This is a genomic window from Gemmatimonadaceae bacterium, from assembly GCA_035533015.1.
In the GTDB taxonomy this organism is placed as follows: Bacteria; Gemmatimonadota; Gemmatimonadetes; order Gemmatimonadales; family Gemmatimonadaceae; genus JAGWRI01.
The window spans coordinates 1-18,448 of record DATLUQ010000001.1 but is presented as its reverse complement, the minus strand read 5'-3'; the positions used below and the strand labels follow the sequence as shown (position 1 = coordinate 18,448).

Below are 18,448 nucleotides of genomic sequence, written 5' to 3'. Positions count from 1 at the left end.
GTCAGTGAGCACCGCGGAGCAGTTCGGGCAGGTCGTGCGCCCAATCCTGCTGCAAGGTGCCAAAGGGATACGCGCGATGCGCGCTGTCGTCGGGCGTGAAGGCGTAGACCTGCGCGGCGTGTCCCACCGTGTAGTTGGTGTCGCCGGGCGCGCTCGCCTCACGGGTGGCGATGGCGACACCCACCGCGTGCTCGGCGGTCTCGATCTGCGCCTCCGTGCCGCGGAGCCCGACGAAGGCGGGATTGAAGCTGTCGAGCCAGGTACGCAGGCGTTGCGCGGAATCGCGCGGGGGGTCGGTGGTCACGAACACCACGCGGATGCGCTGCTGCTCGGTGCGCGACAGGCGCCGCATGGCGGCGGCGATGTTGGCCATTTGCACGGGACAGACATCCGGGCAGTGCGTGTACCCGAAGGCGAGGAGCGTCAGCGTGCCCTTCGTGTCCTTCGCAAAATTGAACGGACGCCCGTCGGTATCGGTGAGTTGGAAGTCCGGACGCGCAATGGCATGGGGGAGTCTGGCGCCGTGCAGATCCTGTGAGTTGCGCGCCGGTCCGCCGCAGGCCGCGAGGAGCGCGACCAGCAGCAGGGCGAAGGATGTACGAAGATTTCGCGAGTGGATCAATGCCCGAACTCCCAGTGCAACTGCAACGTAATGCCCGCGAAGTGCGGTTGGTAGCCGCGCCCGCGGGCATTCCGTGGTGACGCAAAGATTCCGTTGGCAGCGCGACGGCTACTCCATCTGCCGGGGATCCGCCTTCATCTCGAACGTCTGTTCGTACGTCTTGCCGTTCACGGTCAGACGGGCCGTGAACGTGCCGGTCATGGGCGGCGTGGGCCCGCTCGCTCGGCCACGGCCGCGACCACGACCGCCGCCGAAGCCGCGACGTCCGCCGCCCATCGGGTTGAAGACCACGCGGTGCATGCCGGCCGAAGTCTGGAACGGCTCAGGGGTCGGCTGCCAGAGCGGCGACACGTTGGCGATGCCCCCGCCCCGCCCGCCGCGCCCACCGCGGCCGCCGGTCGGCGCTTCCGGGGCGCCGCTGCCGAACGTGGCGCGCACCGTGCCCGATTCGTCCAACACCTCGATCTTCACGTCGCCGGGGGCGTCGGACCGCAGATAGTAGTCGATGTACGCGCCCACCGGCGGATTGGGCGTCTGCGGCTCGTCCTTCTGCAGCGGGGTACCGTTGTCCCCGCCCTGCACGTAGTTGTACGCGTTGGCCGGTTTGAACAGATACGCGTCGGCACCTGCCACCGCGTCGTTGATCTGGCGGAGCGTGCTGATGTCGTCGATCACCCAGATGCCGCGACCGTGCGTGCCGACGATCAGGTCGCCGGCATAGATCTCGAAGTCGCGCACCGACGTCGTGGGCAGGCCCAGTTGGAGCGACTGCCAGTGGTCCCCGTCGTCGAACGAGACGAACGCGCCGCGCTCGGTGCCGGCGAACAGCAGGCCCTGGCGCTCCGGGTCCTCGCGCACCGTGTGCACGTACACGCCCGCCGGCAGCCCCGCGGTGATCTTCTCCCAGGTATGACCCATGTCGCGCGTCCGGTAGACGTACGGATCGTAGTCCTGGAGCTGGTGCCGGTCGACGCTGGCGTAGGCGGTGTTGAACTCGAAGTGCGACGCTTCGATCATCGTCACGCGGCTCCACGGGGTGAGCGCGGGCGGCGTGACGTCCCTCCACTCCTTGCCGTCGTCGGTCGTGACCTTGATCAGCCCGTCGTCGGTCCCGATCCAGATCATCGGCACGAGCAGCGGCGAGGGCGCGACGGTGTAGATCACGCCGCCGTTGCCGCGCGTGGGATCGACGTCCGCCGCGCCGGCCTCGTCGAGTGTGGGCGGCACGCTCGGGATCGGCCGCGTGAGATCGTCGCTGATGCGCGTCCACGTCTGCGCCGAGTCGGTGGACTTGAAGATATACTGGTTTGCGTAATACAGCGCGCGCGGATCGGCTTCGGAGAGCACGAGCGGCTGCGTCCAGTCCGTGCGGACCTTGACGCCGTCGGGAACCTCGGGCGCCGTCGTGCCCGGCACGTTGCGATTGAGCGCGAGGTCGAACCGGTTTCCGGTACCGCCATAGATGATGCCCGGATGCAGCGGATCGCCGGCCGTGTAGCCGCTCTCGCCGCCGGCGCCGATCGGCTCCCAGTCGCGGGTGGAGATCTCGCCGAACTTGCCGCGCACGCACACCGCGACGGCGCCGCTGTCCTGCTGGGCGCCGGTCACCCAGTACGGGAACCGATAATCCACTGAGATGTGGTACATCTGCGCGGTGGGCTGGTTGAGCCACGAACTCCAGGTGACCTCGCGCGGATCGCTGGTGCGCGCGTTGCGCGTGATGATGGTGCCCTGATCGCTGGCCACGACCATCGTATCCGGGTCGTCGGGAGAGACCCACGCCTGATGGTAGTCGTCGCCGCCCGGCGAGCCGCGCAGCGCGACCCAGGTCTTGCCGCCGTCCTCGGTGCGCGATACGGCAACGTTGGACACGTACACGATGTCGGGGTTCCGGGGATCGCACACCACGTGCTCGAAGTACCAGCCGCGGCCCCAGAGCGCGGGGTCGCCGGACATCTTGGTCCAGTGCGCCCCGCCGTCGTCCGAGCGGAAGAACCCGCCCTGCCCCAATGCGCCGGCACCGAACGGTCCGATGGTCGCCGGCGGCTTCTCGCCGGGTGGCAGTTCGAGATTGTCGATCACGGCGTAGACGCGGTTCGGATGGCTGGCCGAGATCGCGATGCCGCTCTTGCCCATGCCCTTGGTGGGCAGCCCGTTGGTCAGTTCCTTCCAGGTCGTGCCGCCGTCGGTGGATTTGTAGATGCCACCGCCCGGTCCGTTGGAGGGCGCATACACGAACCACGGGGGCCGGCGCGTGTTCCAGAGCCCGGCGTACACGACGTCGGGATTGGACGGATCGATCTGGACCTCGATGGCGCCGACGTCGTTGTTCTTGAACAGCACCTTCTGCCAGGTCTTGCCGCCGTCCTTGCTGCGGAAGACGCCGCGTTCCGGATTCGGAGCGTAGAAGTGTCCGATGGCCGCGACGAACACGATGTTCGGGTTGTGCGGGTGCACGGCGATCTTGCCGATGTGCTGCGTGTCGGCGAGGCCGAGGTGCGTCCACGATCGTCCGCCATCAGTGGACTTGTATATCCCGTTGCCGTAGCCCACGGAGTCGCGGAGAGTGCATTCGCCGCTCCCCACGTAGACCGTGTCGGGCGCCGACGGGGCGACGGCCACGGCGCCGATGGACGCCATCGGCTGGTCGTCGAACACCGGTTCCCACACGCGCCCGGCGTCGATGGATTTCCAGAGGCCGCCATTCACCGCGCCGAAATAGAACTCGTTGGGCCGGCCCGGCACACCGGTCACCGCATCGGTACGTCCGCCGCGGAAGGGGCCAAGCATGCGCCACCTGAGCCCGGAGAAGAGCGCTGGATTGACCGGCGCGCTGACGGGCGCCGTACGGACGATCCCATCGGCCAGGGCGCGCGCCAACGGCGGTGCGGAGCGCGGCGGCGCTGCCCCGAGCGCGCGCGGGAGCAGCGAGCGGCCCAGAAACGGCGCGGCGAGGGACAGCGTCCAACCGTACTGGCCGGCGCGGACGAGGAAGTCGCGGCGCGAGACTGACGATTCGGGGCTTTCGGACGGTGCCGCCGGCCGGCCGTCGGTGGCGCCGAGCGAGTCGGCGGGGGAACGCTTCTTGGCCACAGAGGACTCCCGACGCGCCCCGGGGGCGCGTCACGAGAAGGGTCGTACTACACGAAACGGCGCCGCGGAGGGAGGAGCCGCGGCCGGTCGAGGGAAATACGCCCGCGTACCGGAGGGCGTCAAGCGCCCAGGGCTATTCGAGGTCCTTCCCGATGATCGCCTCGATCTGGGCCTTGGCGGTGCGGGCGTTGAGCCGCGCCTGGATGAGGTTCTGGCGCGCCGTGGCGAGCGCCGTCTGCGCCGTGAGCACGTCGACGAGCGCCGCTGCGCCGGCCCGGTACTTGGCGTCCTCGGCGGCCACGTTCTCCTCGGCCGACTCGATCGTTAACCGCTGGAGGTCGATCGTCTGCTGCGCGGTGCGGAACTGCGCCAGGTACTGGGCGAGATTCTCGCGGGCAGCGAGGCGGGCATCGCGAAGTTGGGCCCTGGCGTTGTCGGCGTTCGCGCTTGCCGTTATGACGTTGGCTTCGCGCTGAAAATTGTCGAATAGCGAGTAGTTGGCGAAGTAGTAGAGGGTGTGGTTATTCACGAGAGACCCGCCGCCAATCATGAAATGGTCGCTGGCGTAGTAGCGACTGTAGGAGTAGCCCACCCCGAACGACGGGAGGTACCGCGTGATCGCCGCCCAGCGGCTGGACCGATCGGCGTCCACCAGCCGCGCCGCCTGGCGCACGCTCGGCCCTTCGAGTACGAGTTTCTCCAGCGTTGCGCTGTCGAGGCTGATCGTCGGCACGAGGGCCGTATCGGCCGGCATCGCCGTCACTTCGCGGGTTCCGCCGACCAGGCGCGAGAGCGCGGCGTTGGCCGTCACGAGACTGCCCTGAGCCGTGATGACGGCGAGTTTGGCCTGCCCCGCGGCCACGGCACTGGTGAGTGATTCGGCCCGTGACAACGAGCCGCCCGCAACCTTGGCCTGCGTGACGGCCAGCTGCTCGTTCGCCTCCGCGAGTTGCTGATCGGCCGCCGCTTCTGCTTCGCGCGCCTCGAGAACCGCGAAGTACGCCTCCTTCACGTTCAGCGCGATCGCGTAGCGCTGGATGACTTGATTCTGATCGGCGGCCGCAAGGTTCGCCCGGGCCGCCGCATAGTTCAGGAACCGCGCGCCCCCGTCGAATAGCGTGAGCCCCACCGAATACCCCTTGCTGTAACTCCACTGGCTGGACGTGGGGATCAATGACCCCTGAAGGAAGATCGCGCCTCCGCTGTGGTAGGCCGACTGCCCGACGCTCAAACTGGGCAGGAAGGCCGCGACCGCGCTCTTGAAGTTCGCGTCGGCCACCCGTGATGCGCTTCTTGCCTGCACCGTTTGCCATGAGTTGGCCTGCGCCTGACGCACGGCGTCGTCCAGCGAGATGGCCTGAGGCCCGGCGTCGGGGGCTTGAGCAGCGCCGAGTGCCGGGAAGGCGAGTGCGACGACGACGGCGAGCCGTACAAAGGGTGAGCGCATCGAGGATCTCCGCGGGACGTTTCGTGGTTAGACACCCCCCAGGGATAGCAAGGCCCATGCCGAGGCGCAATCTCTCTAAGTCATTTCAGACACTAGGCTTGGACACTCCCCGGTGAATCCGGATCGAACCCGCATGGTCGAAAATGGGATTGCCCGTCCCAAGATCGGACGCTACGCGTCCAACGCCGCGCGCACCTGCCTGGCAAGATCGTCGATCGAAAATGGCTTCGCGATGAACGCATCGCGGGACGGCGGTTCGCCCGCCACGTTCGCGTTCTCCCCGGACGAACCACTCATGAACAGCGCCTTGAGCCGTGGCCGGGCGGCCAGCAACCGCGCGACGAGATCGCGGCCTCCCATGCCCGGCATGTGGACGTCGCTGAGCACGAGATCGATCGCACCGTCGTGGTCGAGCGCCACGCGAAGCGCCTCACCGCCGTGCGCGGCTTCGAGCACCTGGAACCCACGCCGCCGGAGCGCCCGCGCAAGCGAGGTGCGCAGAAGATCGTCATCCTCCACCACGAGCACGACCTCATGTCCACCGGCCACGGGTCCCGCGGGCGCCGTCCGCGAGGTGGTATGCGCGGGCTCGCCATCGCGGGGCGCACCGACCGGCAGGTACACGGTGAACGTGGTGCCCGCCCCGACGTCGCTCAGCACGTGCACGTGCCCGCCGGCCGCGCGGACGATGCCGTAGACCGTGGAGAGACCGAGCCCCGTGCCCTTGCCCTGCGGCTTCGTCGTGAAGAAGGGATCGAAGATTCGTCTCAGCGTTTCGTCGTCGATCCCGGTGCCGCTGTCGCGCACGGCGAGTGAAACGTAGCCGCCGGGTTTGAGCCCGACGAACCGCTTCACGGCCTCTGCGTCGAGCACCGTGTCTTGCACGTCGATCACCAGCCGTCCGCCATTGGGCATCGCGTCGACGGCGTTGATGACGAGATTCATGAGCACCTGCTCCAGGTGCGTGGGGTCGATGTGCACCAGACCCACCGACAGCTGACAGCGTATGTCGAGGGACACGGTCTCGCCCGTCACCCGCAGGAGCATCGGTTCGATCTCGGTGACGAGCTCCTTGACGGCCAGGGGTCGCGGGATGATCGCCTGCTTGCGGCTCATGGCGAGCATCTGGCGCGACAGCGCTGCGGCCCGCTCGGCCGCCAACCGGATCTGCACGATCTCATCCCGTCCCGCGGCACCGTCCGCCATTTCGAGCAACGCCAGGTCACAGTAGCTGCGGATGACGGTGAGCAGATTGTTGAAGTCGTGGGCGATACCGGCTGCCAACCGGCCCACCGCTTCGAGCTTCTGCGCGTGGTGGAACTGCTCCAGCAGTTCCCGTTGCTCGGTGGTATCGAGGGCCGCCACCGCGAGGCCGAGCGTTTCGCCGGCCTCGGATTTCATGGGATATACGTTGAGCAACAGATACCGGATCCGGGCTTCGGGGCGCGGTCCGGGCCGCACCATCTCCAGATTCTGGATCGGCTCGTCCGTCTCGACCACCTGACGGAGCTGCGCCTCGATGTCGCGACTGAGCGCCGGATTCACATCACGGAGCGTGCGCCCCACGTGGGCCTCGGGTGCCAGTCCGGTAATCGCCGCGATCGCTGGATTCACCCTGATGTACCTCAGATCGGTATCGAGCAACGAGAGCCCGATCGGCGAGCTGACCAGCGCAGCGTCGAGGAGCGCGGCGTTCCGCTGGCGACCGTGTGCCTCGTGCTCGGCCCGCTCCCGAGCCTGGTTCGCTGACTCGGCCGCCTCCGCCAATTCGGTATTGGAAGTCTCCAGCTCTTCCACCTGCTGCTCCAACTCGACGGCTTGCTCTTCGAGCAGTTCCTGTTGTACCGCGAGTTGGTCGGCCTGCCCCGCGAACCGCCGGCCGGATGCCACGACCAGCGCGGCGAGAATGCCGCTCGGAAACAACATCGCGATGAGGGCGAGCCAACCGAGAATGCGGCTGCGGCCCACCCGGTCTTCGTGGAGGACGTCTTCGGCGGTGAGGAATTCCGCGAATGCGGTGCGCAGCGGCGCGAACAACGGCTTATCAAGATTGGCCGCCGCCGCGGGACTGAGCGCGCCGGCAAGCGCGGGCGCAGCGAAGCCTGTGTCCCAGGCACGAAACGTCGAACCAATCTCACGAGCGCGGGCCATCTGCGAAGGATTATCGGCCGTGAGAACGACCAGAGAGTCCAGCGTGGAATCGACGGGGGCGGGCGAGCCTTCGCCGGGCGTCGGGACCATGCGGCCACCCGAGAGAAGGAAGGCGTTGGCCATCTCCTCGCGCTCCAGAGCCAGGGCGTAACCCGTCTGGGCGAGGCGGGCCACCTCGCGACTGTGGTCGGCCCATCGCGAGGTCGAGCGTTGCAGGGCAAACAGTCCGACCTCGGCCAGGCCGAACGCCGCCAACGCGACCCCGAACAGCGTACTGTAGCGTCTCAGCCCAGCGATGCCGCCCGAGTCGCGGCGCCGTGCCCGGGAAGGATCCATGTCCCCCATCGCCCTCGATGATGAGTCATTAACGCCCACGCTAATCTCGGAGATTACGCGAGGAATTGCCAGGCGCAAGTGGCCCGATACCCCAGGTGCCTCCGTCATGACGGTTCTCTACAGATTGTTCGCGCGGAGCGCGGGCCCGAGTCGCCCACCGGCCTCCGGGAGGTGGCGCCTTCGCGCCCACGCGGCTCTCGTGGCGGAACCCACCGAACATGCTTACGTTGACTTTCGCATGGCCGCGAGACGCTCCGCCAGGCCGACGCGGTATCGCCCGCCCCACCCCCAGCCTCCGCCCTCGCCATTGACGACCCGCTCCTGCCCCTCCAGCACGTGCTCCGCCTGTGTCCGCCGCGTCGCGGTCGGCCTGGCCGCCGCGGCAGCGGGGTGCGGCGGGGGCACGACCGCTGACATCGTGACCAGGCCGCCACCGGCGGAGGCGACGATCGCCCGATGTTCCGTGGCCGACACCCTGCGCTTGGCAGTTGCCCAGACGGCGCGCGTCGACTGCAGCAACGGCGGCACGACGGTCACGGTGGCGGGCGCCGGGGCGAGCTACCTCGTGGTCCCGCAGTTCGCGACCGACCAGGGCGCCGACTACGCAGTGTCGTACACGCTCTCGACCGCCAATGCCGCCGCGGCCGCGTCAACGCCGTCGGCCGCGCCCGCGCCCGCTGGCTCGCTGGATGGAGCCACCCGCTCTTCGATGCATCCGAACCCGCGGCAGGCGGCGTTCGATGGCGCGCTCCGGGCGGACGGGGCGCGGATGGCCGCCGCTGGTGCGTTTCGAAGCGCGTCCGTTCGCGCCAACGCGGCTCGCGCCGCCGCGAGCGTCGCGCCACCCCCGGTGGGCAGCGTGCGCACCTTCCACGTGCGGTCATCGCTTTCCTCGGCGAGCGCCACGTGGAAGACCGTTGCCGCCCAGCTCCGTCATGTTGGCGGGAGCGTGCTGCTGTATATCGACACGCTCGCGCCGCTTCCGGGCCTCTCGGACGCGCAGGTGCAGCAGTTCGGCGCCTATTTCGACCAGACGCTCTATCCGATCGATACGGCGGCCTTCGGCCAGCCGTCGGACGTGGATCAGAACGGGCGCGTGATCATGCTCATGTCGCCGGTGGTCAACGCCGATACGCCGCGCCTGTCCTGCGTGACCCTGGGCTATGTGCTCGGCTTCTTCGACCCGGTGGATTTCGACGGCTCGTCGGACGAGAATTCCAATCACGGCGAGGTGTTCTATTCCATCGTGCCCGACCCGGGCGCCAAGGTGAGTTGCGCGCACACCGTCGGCGACGTCATGGCCAGCACGCCCGCCACCTTCCTGCACGAGTTGCAGCATCTGATCAGCTTCTCGCGACACGTCGTCCTGGGCGGCGGGGCGCCGCAGCAGGGGTGGTTGGACGAGGGGATGAGCATCGCGGCTGAAGAACTGGGCTCGCTGTATTACGAGAACAGGTGCCCGCCGCCGGCGTGCCGGCACGATGCGTCGCAGTTGTTCCCCGACTCGTCCCAGGGCTTCGTGAACGGCTTCGTGTACGATTCGTACCAGTACGCGCTCGGGCCCGACGCGGCGAGCGTCACGCTGCACAGTGACGCCGACAACGGATTCGACTGGAGAGGCGGCGACTGGGCGCTCGTGCACTGGCTGGGCGACCAGTACGGCACGAGCATCTACCGAAAGCTGGAGAACTCCTCGTCCGTCGGCGTGGCCGGCATCGAGGCGGCTTCGGGCCAGTCGTTCCCCATCCTGTTCGCCGACTTCGGACTGGCACTCTACACCGACAGCCTCTCCGGGCTCCCGCGGGCCACGGCGCCTTCCGCCGACCGGTTCCTCACCCGCAATCTGCGCCAGCTGTGGGCGCGGCTGTTCACGACCTCGGGCGCGTCGGCCGAGATTCCGTATGCCATGCCGCTGCAGCTCAAGCCGATCACCAGCGACACGACGCCGGCCGGAATGCCGCCCGGCGCGGGCGCGTTCTACCGACTCGACACGCCGGCATCGGCAAGCGCCGTGACACTGCACTTTTCGGCACCCGGCTCGCGCGCGCTCACCCCGTCGCTACGCCCTCAACTGGCCATCTTCCGCCTCCCGGACGGGCAGTAGGCACCCGCCCGGGTTGACAACCCCTTGGCTCCGCCGCTCCCCGGCGGTTACTTGCCCGCGATCATCGCCTCCACGGCTTTCCGGGTATCGGCGTAGCGCAGGCCGCCCACGGCACTCTCGAGCCGGGCCAACACGGCGGCGTGGTCGGGGCGCGAGAGCGCAACCCGGAATCCCTGCAGCACGTAGCGGCGGACTCCCGCTCGTTCGTCGTTCAGATGGCGGACCAGGATGTCGAGCGCGCGCTCGTCACCGCGGGCCGCGAACACGCCGAGCACCTGCGACGGCAGGCCGTCGAGGTCCAGCATCCGTTCGACGTCGGCCGTGCGGGCCGTGTCGTTGAGTTGGGCGATCGCCTGAAGGGCCGCGTGCCGGATCACCTCCCGATACGACGGGGTGGCGAGCGCCTGCGCGATCACCGCCGGGGCACCCGCGGAGTCGGCGCGGGCCAGGGCCGACACGGCCGCGGCACGCACCCCGTAGCTGCTATCGTGCGCGAACGCATCGCGGATCAATCCGATGGCGTGTTCGCCTCCCAATTGGCCGAGGGCCGACACGGCGGCGGCGCGTACGGCGGCCGACGTGTCGTGCGCCGCCTGCGCCACCGCATCCAGCGCGTCGCCGGCCCCAAAGGCGCCCAGGGCCGTCACCGCCTGCTCGCGGGTGAGGAAGTAGTCGGCGTGGAGAGCGGCATTGCGCAGCGCCTCACCGGCGCCGCTATCGGCGGGGCGCTCGGCCAGTTGCGCGATCGCCCACTCGCGGTTCCAGAGGTTGGGATCGCGGGCGAGCTGGGTGGCGAGCCACGCCGTGGGCTCGTCGAAGGTGAGCCCCTTGAGCACGTGATTGCCGTCGTCGAACACCACCATCGTGGGGGCGCTCTCCACGCCCGGCACGGTGATCGTCTGATCCCGCGCGTCGAGCTGCGCATGCGCCACCACGTCGCCGTGCGCCGTACCGACGCGCACGGTCACCGGCATCTGGAACACGTCGGCCACGTGGAACTGGACGCCGTTACGATCTGGCTTGAGGGTGTCCTGTTGGGTCTGCATCACGTGCAAGGTGACGGCGTGGGCGACGCTGTCGTACGCGGCCGCGACGTCGAACTTGGGATAGCCCGCGCCGTACACCCATTCGCTCCAGAACCAGTCGAGGTTCTCGCCAGTGGCGGCCAACACCGCCTGGCGCAGGTCGTCCGACGTGGCGTTGCCGGCCGCGTGTCCGGTGAGGTAGGTATGGACGGACGCCCAAAAACGCTGGGGCCCCAGATAGTCCTCGAGCATCTGGAGTACGAGGGCGCCCTTGGGATAGATATTATCGGATTGATATGACGCCAGCGCCATCGGCCGGCGAGCGTCGATGGTCATGAAATCGCGGTACTCGTCGCTGTAGTAATCCTGGGCGGCGTGCGCGCCGAGTTTCCGGCCCCAGTACTGCCCGGGCATGAACTCGGCGAAGCCTTCGTTGAGCCAGAGGTTGGCCCAGTCCTCGGTGGTCACGAAATCGCCGAACCATTGGTGGGCCAGCTCGTGCGGGATGAGGAGCCACAAGTACCACGGGCGGTCGAGGTACGCCCGCGTGTCGGGAAGCCAATCGACGAGCGTCGTGGCGCTCACGTTCTCCATACCGCCGAAGAAGTCGGCCACCGTGGTCTGGGCGTACTTGGACCATGGATACTTGACGCCGGTGAGCGTCGAGTAGGTGTCGATCATGTCGGGGGTGTGGTGGAACAACCGCCACGCCTTCGCGCTGTCGGCGTGGTAGACGTAGTAGTCCACCGGAACGCCCTTCCAGTTGTCGTGGATCTTGGCAAAGGGGCCGATGACGAGCGACACGAGATACGTCGCCGACGGCAGATCCTCGCGCCAGGTCATGGTGTGCACTGCGCCGTGCGCCACGTCCGACACAAGGCGGCCGTTGGACACGGCCACGTCACGCTTGTCCACCGTCGCGACGATTTCCCACGACGCCTTGTCGTTAGGGAAGTCGTAGGTCGGGAACCAGAAGTGATTGTTCATGTCTTCCCCCTGGCTCCAGATCTGCCGGGGCCGATGCGTGAGGCCGTCGGGGGTGATGTAGGTGAGGCCGCGCCCGTTGTCGACCTTGCCGTCGTACGCCACCGTGAACACCACCGTGTCGCCGAACGCCGCCGGGTGGGGCGGGAAGACGACCAGGGTGTCGCCGTGCCGTGCCGTGCGGATGAGCCGGCCGTCGGGGCCCGTGACCTTGGTGTTCTGGAGCAGCGCGCCCTCGTCGACGACGACCGAATCGAGATCGGGACGCCGGGCAACGAGCGTTGTCGTCACCACGCCCTTGAACGACGTCGAGTCCCAGTTGAAATCGGACACGACGATGCGCTGGTGGATCAGGTCGTAGTCGTGCGAGCGGGCGTAGTGGTCCACCGCCATCAGCGCGGTGTTGGTCTGCGCCGACGCCGTGGCAGCGACGAGGACGAGGCAGGCAGTGGCAATCGAGATACGCATGGACATTCCAGGTGAAGTGGGTCGGCCGGTGGCATGCCGGGAGGAGAGGGCCCCACCGGGGCGATGGAGTGTGTAGGGCTACCAGATGTTCGGCACGAGGTCGCGCGGCCGCACCATGGGATCGCCCGGCTTGCAGCCGAACGCCTTGGCGAACGCCTCCATGTCGGACAGCGGGCCGTTCACGCGCCAGCGCTCCGGCGAGTGCGGGTCGACGGTGACGCGGCTGCGCAGTTCCTCGGGGCGCGAATGCGACCGGAAGCTCTGCGCGAACGAGATGAAGTAGCGCTGTTCCGGTGTGTAGCCGTCGATCAACGCCGGACGGCCGTCGCGCGCCAGTGCGGTCTCGAGCGCGTCGTAGCCGGTGAGCGCACCGCCGTAGTCGGCGATATTCTCGCCGAGCGTCAATTCGCCGTTCACGTGGAACGTATCGACCTGGATGTACCCGTCGTATTGCTTGGCGTCGAGTTGGGCCTGGGCGTTGAAGCGCTTGGCGTCGGCGGCGGTCCACCAGTCGCGGAGGTTGCCCTGAGCGTCGTAATGGCGCCCCTCGTCATCGAATCCGTGGGTCTGCTCGTGCCCCGCCCAACTGCCCCCCAGCGATCCGTAGTTGGCACCGTCGTCGGCATTGGGGTCGAAGGTCTGGGGAACGAGGGCGCCCGCCGGGAACACCATCTCGTTCTTCGTCGGGTCGTAGTACGCGTTGACCGTCGGCACGGTGATGTCCCATTCGGTGGTGTCCACCGGCTGTCCGGGGCGGTTGGCGACCCGGCTCCACTCGAAGTGGTCGGCTGCCATGACGTTGAGCACGAACGGCTGGTCGCTCACCTGCAGCTTGGAATAGTCGCGCCACTTGTCGGGGTAGCCGATCTTCTCACGCATCTTGGCGAGCTTGTCGAGTGCATGCGCGCGGGTGGAATCGGACATCCAGGTGAGGTGCATGAGCCGCTCCTTGAATGCGGCGCGCACGTCGTGGATGACCTGCGTGGCCTTGGCCTTGGCCTCGGGCGGGAAGGTCTTGGCCACGTACGCCTGGCCCAGCGCCTCGCCCATCTCCCCGTCGGTGGCGCGCAGGCAGCGCTTCCATCGCGGCAACAGCTGCTTGGCGCCCGTGAATCGCGAACTGAAAGCGAAGTTCTCGTTGACGAACGGCGACGAGAGCCAGGGCGCCGCGCTGGACACCGCATGGTAACGCAGATAGGCGCGCCAATCGGCGAGCGGGCGGCTCGCGAGCAGCGCGCTCACGGCTTTCATGTACGCCGGTTCGTCGACGTTCAACGTGGCGACCGGCGCGGTGACGCCGATCTCGCGGAAGTACGACGCCCACTGCACGCTCGGCGTGAGCTTCGCGAACTCGGCCAGCGGCATCTGGTGGTCGCTCACCTTGGGGTCGCGGCGGGCCACGCGGGACAGCTGAGCCTTCGCCATCTCGGTCTCCACCGCCATCACGCGTTTGGCATCGGCGGCCGCGGCGATCGAGTCTTCGCCGGCAAGCGAGAACATCCGCGCGACATGGGCCACGTATGCCCGGCGCATCGAGTCGGCGGACGCCGCAGGGTTGAGGTAATAGTCGCGATCGGGCAACCCCAGGCCGCCACGATCGACGTCGGCGATGTAGTGCGCCGCATCGTGGACATTCACCGACGGGTAATAGCTGAACAGCACGTTGGCGCCGTTCATCTGCAGACGGGCCACGGTGGCGAGCAGCGACGGCTGCCCGCTGATGGAGTCGATCGCCGCGAGGGTGGGCTTGAGCGGGTCGATGCCGGCCGACTCGGCGGCCGTGGAGTCCATGCAGGTGGCGTAGAACGTGCCGAGCTTGCGCTGCGTGCTGGTGTCGGGCAGCGCGGCGCGCGCGGCTTCGGCATCCTCGAGCACCGAACGCACCACGAGTTCGTTGCGGTCGGCCATGTCCTTGAACACACCGGACGACGAATACGCCGCGGGGATCGTGTCGGTCTTGAGCCAGGCGCCGTTGGCGAACTCGAAGAAGTCGGTGCAGGCCTTGACCGTCGTGTCCATGTAGGCGACGTCGACCACCTTGAGCGGCGCCAGCGCGCCGCCGGTGGACGGTGCCTCCTGCTTGAGGGTACACGACGTGGCAAGTGCGACCAGCACGAGCGCCATAGCGGCGCGCAGACCGTCAGCGTGGCGAGACATGAACGCAACTCCGTGGGTTCGGGAATCCGTTGGTGATCGTTCGGCGCGCGGTCACGGCCGGTGGGACGCGGCGGCGGCGCCGACGTTCTTGGCCGTCACGTAGAAGTTCTCATCCACCGCAAAATCGCCGGGCTGGGCGAGCGCCTGGTCGCCCGTGAGCGCGACCGGGCCCCAGCGCTCCGACGGCCGGAGGAATGCCGACCGGCCGGCGCCGAACCAGACCTTCACCGGCATGTCGAATCCGGGAACGACGTTCGACCAGCGCGACCAGAGCGTATCGCCGGCAATTCGGTACTCGAGCACGGGGATCATCGTGGTCGTGAGGTACTCCTGGAACACCTTGCTGAGGTCGATGCCGGCCTGCCGGCTGATATAGTCCTCCACCTGCTGCCCCGTCACGGTCTGGTGCCAGAAGGTCCTGTTCAGGCCACGGAGGATGCCGCGCCACTTCTCGTCGTCGTTCACGATCTGGCGGATGGTGTGCAGCATGTTGCCCGCCTTGTAGTACATGTCGCCTGATCCCTCGGCGTTCACCCCGTAGGCCGGAATGATCGGGCGGTCGTTGCGCACGTTCTGGCGTACGCCGATCACGTACCGGGCCCCCGCTTCCTTTCCGTCCTGGCACTCCTCGTAGATCGACTCGGCGTAGTTGGCGAAGCCCTCGTGGATCCACATGTCGGCCTGGTCGCGCATGGTGATGTTGTTGCCCCACCATTCGTGAGCGCTCTCGTGCACGATGATGAAATCCCACGCCAGACCGAGCCCCGTGTGCGAGAGATCTCGCCCCAGATAGCCATTTTCGAAATGATTGCCGTAGGCCACGCCGCTCTGATGTTCCATGCCCAGGTGCGGGGCTTCGATGAGCTTGTAGCCGTCCGCGTACCACGGGTACGGCCCGAACCAGTGCTCGAAGCACTTCATCATCGGCACGGCCTGGGCCCACTGGCGCTCGGCGGCGTCCAGATGGTAGGCGAGAGGCCAGAAGTCCATCGTCAGGGGACCGTCCTCGCCCTGATAGGTCTCGCGGTAATGCGCGTAGCTGCCGGCGTTCACTTCGACGTCGTAGTTGTTGATCGGGTTCTGGACGAACCATTCATAGGTCGTCGTGCCGTCGGCATGGTGCGTGGTGCTGCGCAGCCGCCCGTTCGAAACGTCGATCATCGGATCGGGCACGGTGACGGCGATCCGCTGGCTGTCGGGCTCGTCGGCCAGGTAGTCCTTGTCGGGCCACCACGCGCTGGCGCCGAGCCCCTCGTTGGCTGTGGCCACCCATCGATTGCCCAGGCTGTCGTGCTGCCAGATGTAACCGCCGTCCCACGGGGGATTCTTCGCCACCACCGGCTTGCCGTGGAAATAGACGGTGATGGCGTCCACGGCCCCCGTTCGCTGCGGCGCCACGAGAGCGACGAAGAAGGCGTTGCCATCCCGCCGGTAGGCGAGCGCGCGGCCGCTCTGGATCATGCTGTCCACCAGCATGGGCTCCTGCAGATCGATCTGCATTTCCTGGTCGGGGTGCAGTACGCGATACGTGATGCCCGTGAACCCGCTGATGCTGCTGTCGGCGGGATCCACGCGGACGCTGAGATCGTAGAAGGTCACGTCCCACCAGGCGCGCGCGGGGCCGTTGGACCCGCGCAGCGTGTCAGCGTGGGTGTACGTCCGCGGCCCGCTCTGGGCAAGCAGGGGCGCGACGGGGGCGAGCGCGAGCAGCAACGCGACCGCGGAAGCGATTGGACGCATGACGATATCGGGCTCGAAGGCGGGAACGGGACCCTTCATCTTACTCGCCGGCCCGGCCGCTGTCACCGATGGCGGTATTCGCCTTCCCGATGGTCCACGCGGTCTCGCTCGAATACCCACGCCTTGGCACAGCTCGTCGCATCATGGGACGCGCCGCCATTCTGCACCGCGTCGGCCCCCATCTGGGCCAATATGAGGACCACCACGGCAACTCTCGAACTGGCCCACCGCGGCAGATCGCCCCACCGGCGCGCCGCCCACCAGCCACCGGCGATCGTCGTCGCTTCGACCAGAAAATCCGCCCACGGCCAGCGGTAGAGATCGAAGCCCCAGACCGGGCCTCCCAACCAAAGCGCCTTGCGGCCGACGATGTAGTCGGCGAGCAGGTGCGACACGACGAGAGCGGCAATAACCAGCGCCGTCTTGCCGCTGCGCGTCTGCCAGGCCGCGGCCGCCCCGAGCACGGAGGCGGTTGCAGCAATGGCGACGAGAGAATGGGTGTAGACACCGCCCGAATTGCAGTACCCGCCTGCGGCGATCGTGAGGTCCAGAATGTCGGGCGCCATGGTCGCGGCCACGAGCCAGCCAAGCGGCGCCTCGGGGTCCACGGCGCGGGCGCCGAGGGCGAGGCCAAGGTGGCCGACGATCATCGAACGGATGGACGGAGCATGAACGGTGAAACCTAATCGGGGGCACCGGCGCGGCCACGTTACGCCGTGCGCGCCGCCGCGTCCACATGGTGTGGCCGTCGTGCGCCCGGGACCGGCCCGGGTTGCGTTTCGTCGAACCATGGAACGAGCCCTCCCCCAATGACCGTCACCAGTTACCTCCGCACCATCCCGCTGTTCGGCCAACTCCGCGAGAACGACCTCGAGGAGCTGGGACGTGTGGCGCGTCCGCGCGACTATCCCAAGAACGCCCTGATCGTCTCCGGCCATGACCCGCTGGACACCTTCTACGTGATCGTCTCCGGCCAGGTGAAGTCCATGCTCATCGCCGAGGATGGCCGTGAAGTGATCCTCTCCATTCGCCAGGCCGGCGAGTTCTTCGGCGAGATGGCGCTGTTCGAGGCCGACGCGCCGGCGACGACGGTGATCGCCATGGAAGACTCGCGGCTACTCACGCTACGCCGCGAGGATCTCTACCGCATCGTGATGGCCATGCCGGGAGTGGCGCTCGGGTTGCTCCGTTCGCTGTGCAACCGCCTCCAGGAAGCCGACCACAAGATCGGCGGGCTCATCCTGCTCGACGTGCCGGGGCGCGTATGCCACCTCCTGCTCCAACTCGCCGATCAGGGAGATGGCGTACACATCCCCAAGCCGCCCACGCACCAACTCATTGGCCAGATGGTAGGATCCACCCGCGAGTCAGTGTCTCGCGCGCTGGGCGACCTGGTGGGTCAGGGCGTGATCAGTGTGGCGCATCGGGGCATCACGCTCGAGAATCGCGAGGCGCTGGAATTGGCGGCCGGCCACCCGCGCCGCGCCGCCACAGCGCACAGTTCTACGGACTTCGCCGGCATGAACGACCGGCGCCGGTCAGGGCCGTAGCACGACGACGGCCGTCAGTGCCCGCGATCAGCGATTCGCGCCACCTGACGTCGAGAAATGCAGCCCCACGGTCATTCCCCGCCCAGGCGCCGGCGATACGCCGGCGTGCGCGAGCACGCGGTCGAACCAGTTGTTCGGATGCGTCCGCGCGTACTCGACGGTCTTGACGCCCGAGAACACCCCGATCCCGGCGCCGAAAATGATGTCGCTCACCCAATGCGCATTGTTGTATAGGCGCGAAATCCCGGCGGCGGCTGCCGTACCGTAGGTGAGGGCCCCGACGAACCCGGCTGCGGCCGGCCACCGCCACTGCGCCTCGGCGGTGATGGCGGAGGCAACCGAGAATGCGGCCAGCGTGTGCCCCGACGGGAAGGCCTGCCAGTTGCCGTCCACGCGAATGCCGCGGCCGAACTTGTAGCTGTCAGCGTCGGCGCTGTGCTGGCGTGGCAGCGGCCGTCCGACCGCACCCTTGAGCACAAAGCCGGCGACCGAGGCCACGACCAGTGCCTCGCTCGCATGGAGCCCCATTTCCGTAAGGGTCGCGTTGCCGAACATCTTCCCGACCGCGAACAGCCCGCCGCTGATGTACACGGTGCCCGGATCGGCCAGGTTGCGAAACAGCGCCGACGAGCGAACGAGACCCGGCTCGTTCTGGTTGGCCGGAAGCTGGAGGTTGCCCGCGACCATCTGGTCGAAAGGCAGCGCCGCGGCGGTCGCGGCCGTGAAGCCGAGCGCCATCCAAGCGTCGCGCCGCGTGAACAACGGCGGGGA

The 18,448-nt window shown here is 67.9% G+C and carries 11 protein-coding genes; 2 read left to right on the top strand and 9 right to left on the bottom strand.

The annotated features are described in order from the left end of the window. Position 1: 1 nt before the first annotated feature. From VNF92_00055 to VNF92_00040, 4 genes are all read right to left on the bottom strand, one after another. Complete coding sequence (locus VNF92_00055; GenBank protein HVA56262.1) at positions 2–622, bottom strand: SCO family protein; 621 nt, start codon at positions 620–622, stop codon at positions 2–4. 108 nt (positions 623–730) lie between these two features. After that, positions 731–3,715 carry a hypothetical protein gene (locus VNF92_00050; GenBank protein ID HVA56261.1) on the bottom strand — a complete coding sequence of 995 codons (2,985 nt, stop codon included), beginning with the start codon at positions 3,713–3,715 and terminating at the stop codon, positions 731–733. 133 nt (positions 3,716–3,848) lie between these two features. Then, the gene (locus VNF92_00045; GenBank protein HVA56260.1) at positions 3,849–5,162 is read right to left on the bottom strand and encodes a TolC family protein; all 1,314 of its coding nucleotides are present in this window, start codon (positions 5,160–5,162) and stop codon (positions 3,849–3,851) included. A 171-nt stretch (positions 5,163–5,333) separates the two neighbouring features. Continuing rightward, entirely contained in the window at positions 5,334–7,649 is a 2,316-nt protein-coding gene (locus tag VNF92_00040) for an ATP-binding protein (protein ID HVA56259.1), read from the bottom strand. Positions 7,650–8,112: 463 nt separating this feature from the next. On the opposite strand from VNF92_00040, the gene VNF92_00035 reads away from it, so the two are divergent. Continuing rightward, positions 8,113–9,753, top strand: coding sequence for a hypothetical protein (locus VNF92_00035; GenBank protein HVA56258.1), 1,641 nt, complete (start codon positions 8,113–8,115; stop codon positions 9,751–9,753). 47 nt (positions 9,754–9,800) lie between these two features. Here the strand turns inward: VNF92_00035 and VNF92_00030 are convergent, their stop codons facing one another. From VNF92_00030 to VNF92_00015, 4 genes are all read right to left on the bottom strand, one after another. Next, complete coding sequence (locus VNF92_00030) at positions 9,801–12,230, bottom strand: M1 family aminopeptidase (GenBank protein HVA56257.1); 2,430 nt, start codon at positions 12,228–12,230, stop codon at positions 9,801–9,803. Between the two features lie 78 nt (positions 12,231–12,308). Next, on the bottom strand, positions 12,309–14,387 hold the full coding sequence (locus tag VNF92_00025) for a M13 family metallopeptidase (GenBank protein ID HVA56256.1): 2,079 nt from the start codon (positions 14,385–14,387) through the stop codon (positions 12,309–12,311). 51 nt (positions 14,388–14,438) lie between these two features. Next, positions 14,439–16,127: a M1 family metallopeptidase gene (locus VNF92_00020; protein HVA56255.1), complete on the bottom strand. Its 1,689-nt coding sequence runs from the start codon at positions 16,125–16,127 to the stop codon at positions 14,439–14,441. Positions 16,128–16,189: 62 nt separating this feature from the next. After that, positions 16,190–16,777 carry a metal-dependent hydrolase gene (locus VNF92_00015; GenBank protein HVA56254.1) on the bottom strand — a complete coding sequence of 196 codons (588 nt, stop codon included), beginning with the start codon at positions 16,775–16,777 and terminating at the stop codon, positions 16,190–16,192. A 159-nt stretch (positions 16,778–16,936) separates the two neighbouring features. Between VNF92_00015 and VNF92_00010 the strand changes: the two genes are divergently transcribed. Next, positions 16,937–17,677 carry a Crp/Fnr family transcriptional regulator gene (locus VNF92_00010; protein ID HVA56253.1) on the top strand — a complete coding sequence of 247 codons (741 nt, stop codon included), beginning with the start codon at positions 16,937–16,939 and terminating at the stop codon, positions 17,675–17,677. Between the two features lie 27 nt (positions 17,678–17,704). On the opposite strand, the gene VNF92_00005 is transcribed toward VNF92_00010, so the two are convergent. Continuing rightward, positions 17,705–18,448 (bottom strand): phosphatase PAP2 family protein (locus VNF92_00005; protein HVA56252.1); only part of this gene is annotated, 744 nt, incomplete at its 5' end.

What these genes read in the sequence shown, in the direction of transcription:
- VNF92_00045 (HVA56260.1), bottom strand. Translation starts at nt 5,162, where the DNA reads ATGCGCTCACCCTTTGTACGGCTCGCCGTCGTCGTCGCACTCGCCTTC.
- VNF92_00040 (HVA56259.1), bottom strand. Translation starts at nt 7,649, where the DNA reads ATGGATCCTTCCCGGGCACGGCGCCGCGACTCGGGCGGCATCGCTGGG.
- VNF92_00030 (HVA56257.1), bottom strand. Translation starts at nt 12,230, where the DNA reads ATGCGTATCTCGATTGCCACTGCCTGCCTCGTCCTCGTCGCTGCCACG.
- VNF92_00025 (HVA56256.1), bottom strand. Translation starts at nt 14,387, where the DNA reads ATGTCTCGCCACGCTGACGGTCTGCGCGCCGCTATGGCGCTCGTGCTG.
- VNF92_00020 (HVA56255.1), bottom strand. Translation starts at nt 16,127, where the DNA reads ATGCGTCCAATCGCTTCCGCGGTCGCGTTGCTGCTCGCGCTCGCCCCC.
- VNF92_00015 (HVA56254.1), bottom strand. Translation starts at nt 16,777, where the DNA reads ATGATCGTCGGCCACCTTGGCCTCGCCCTCGGCGCCCGCGCCGTGGAC.
- VNF92_00010 (HVA56253.1), top strand. Translation starts at nt 16,937, where the DNA reads ATGACCGTCACCAGTTACCTCCGCACCATCCCGCTGTTCGGCCAACTC.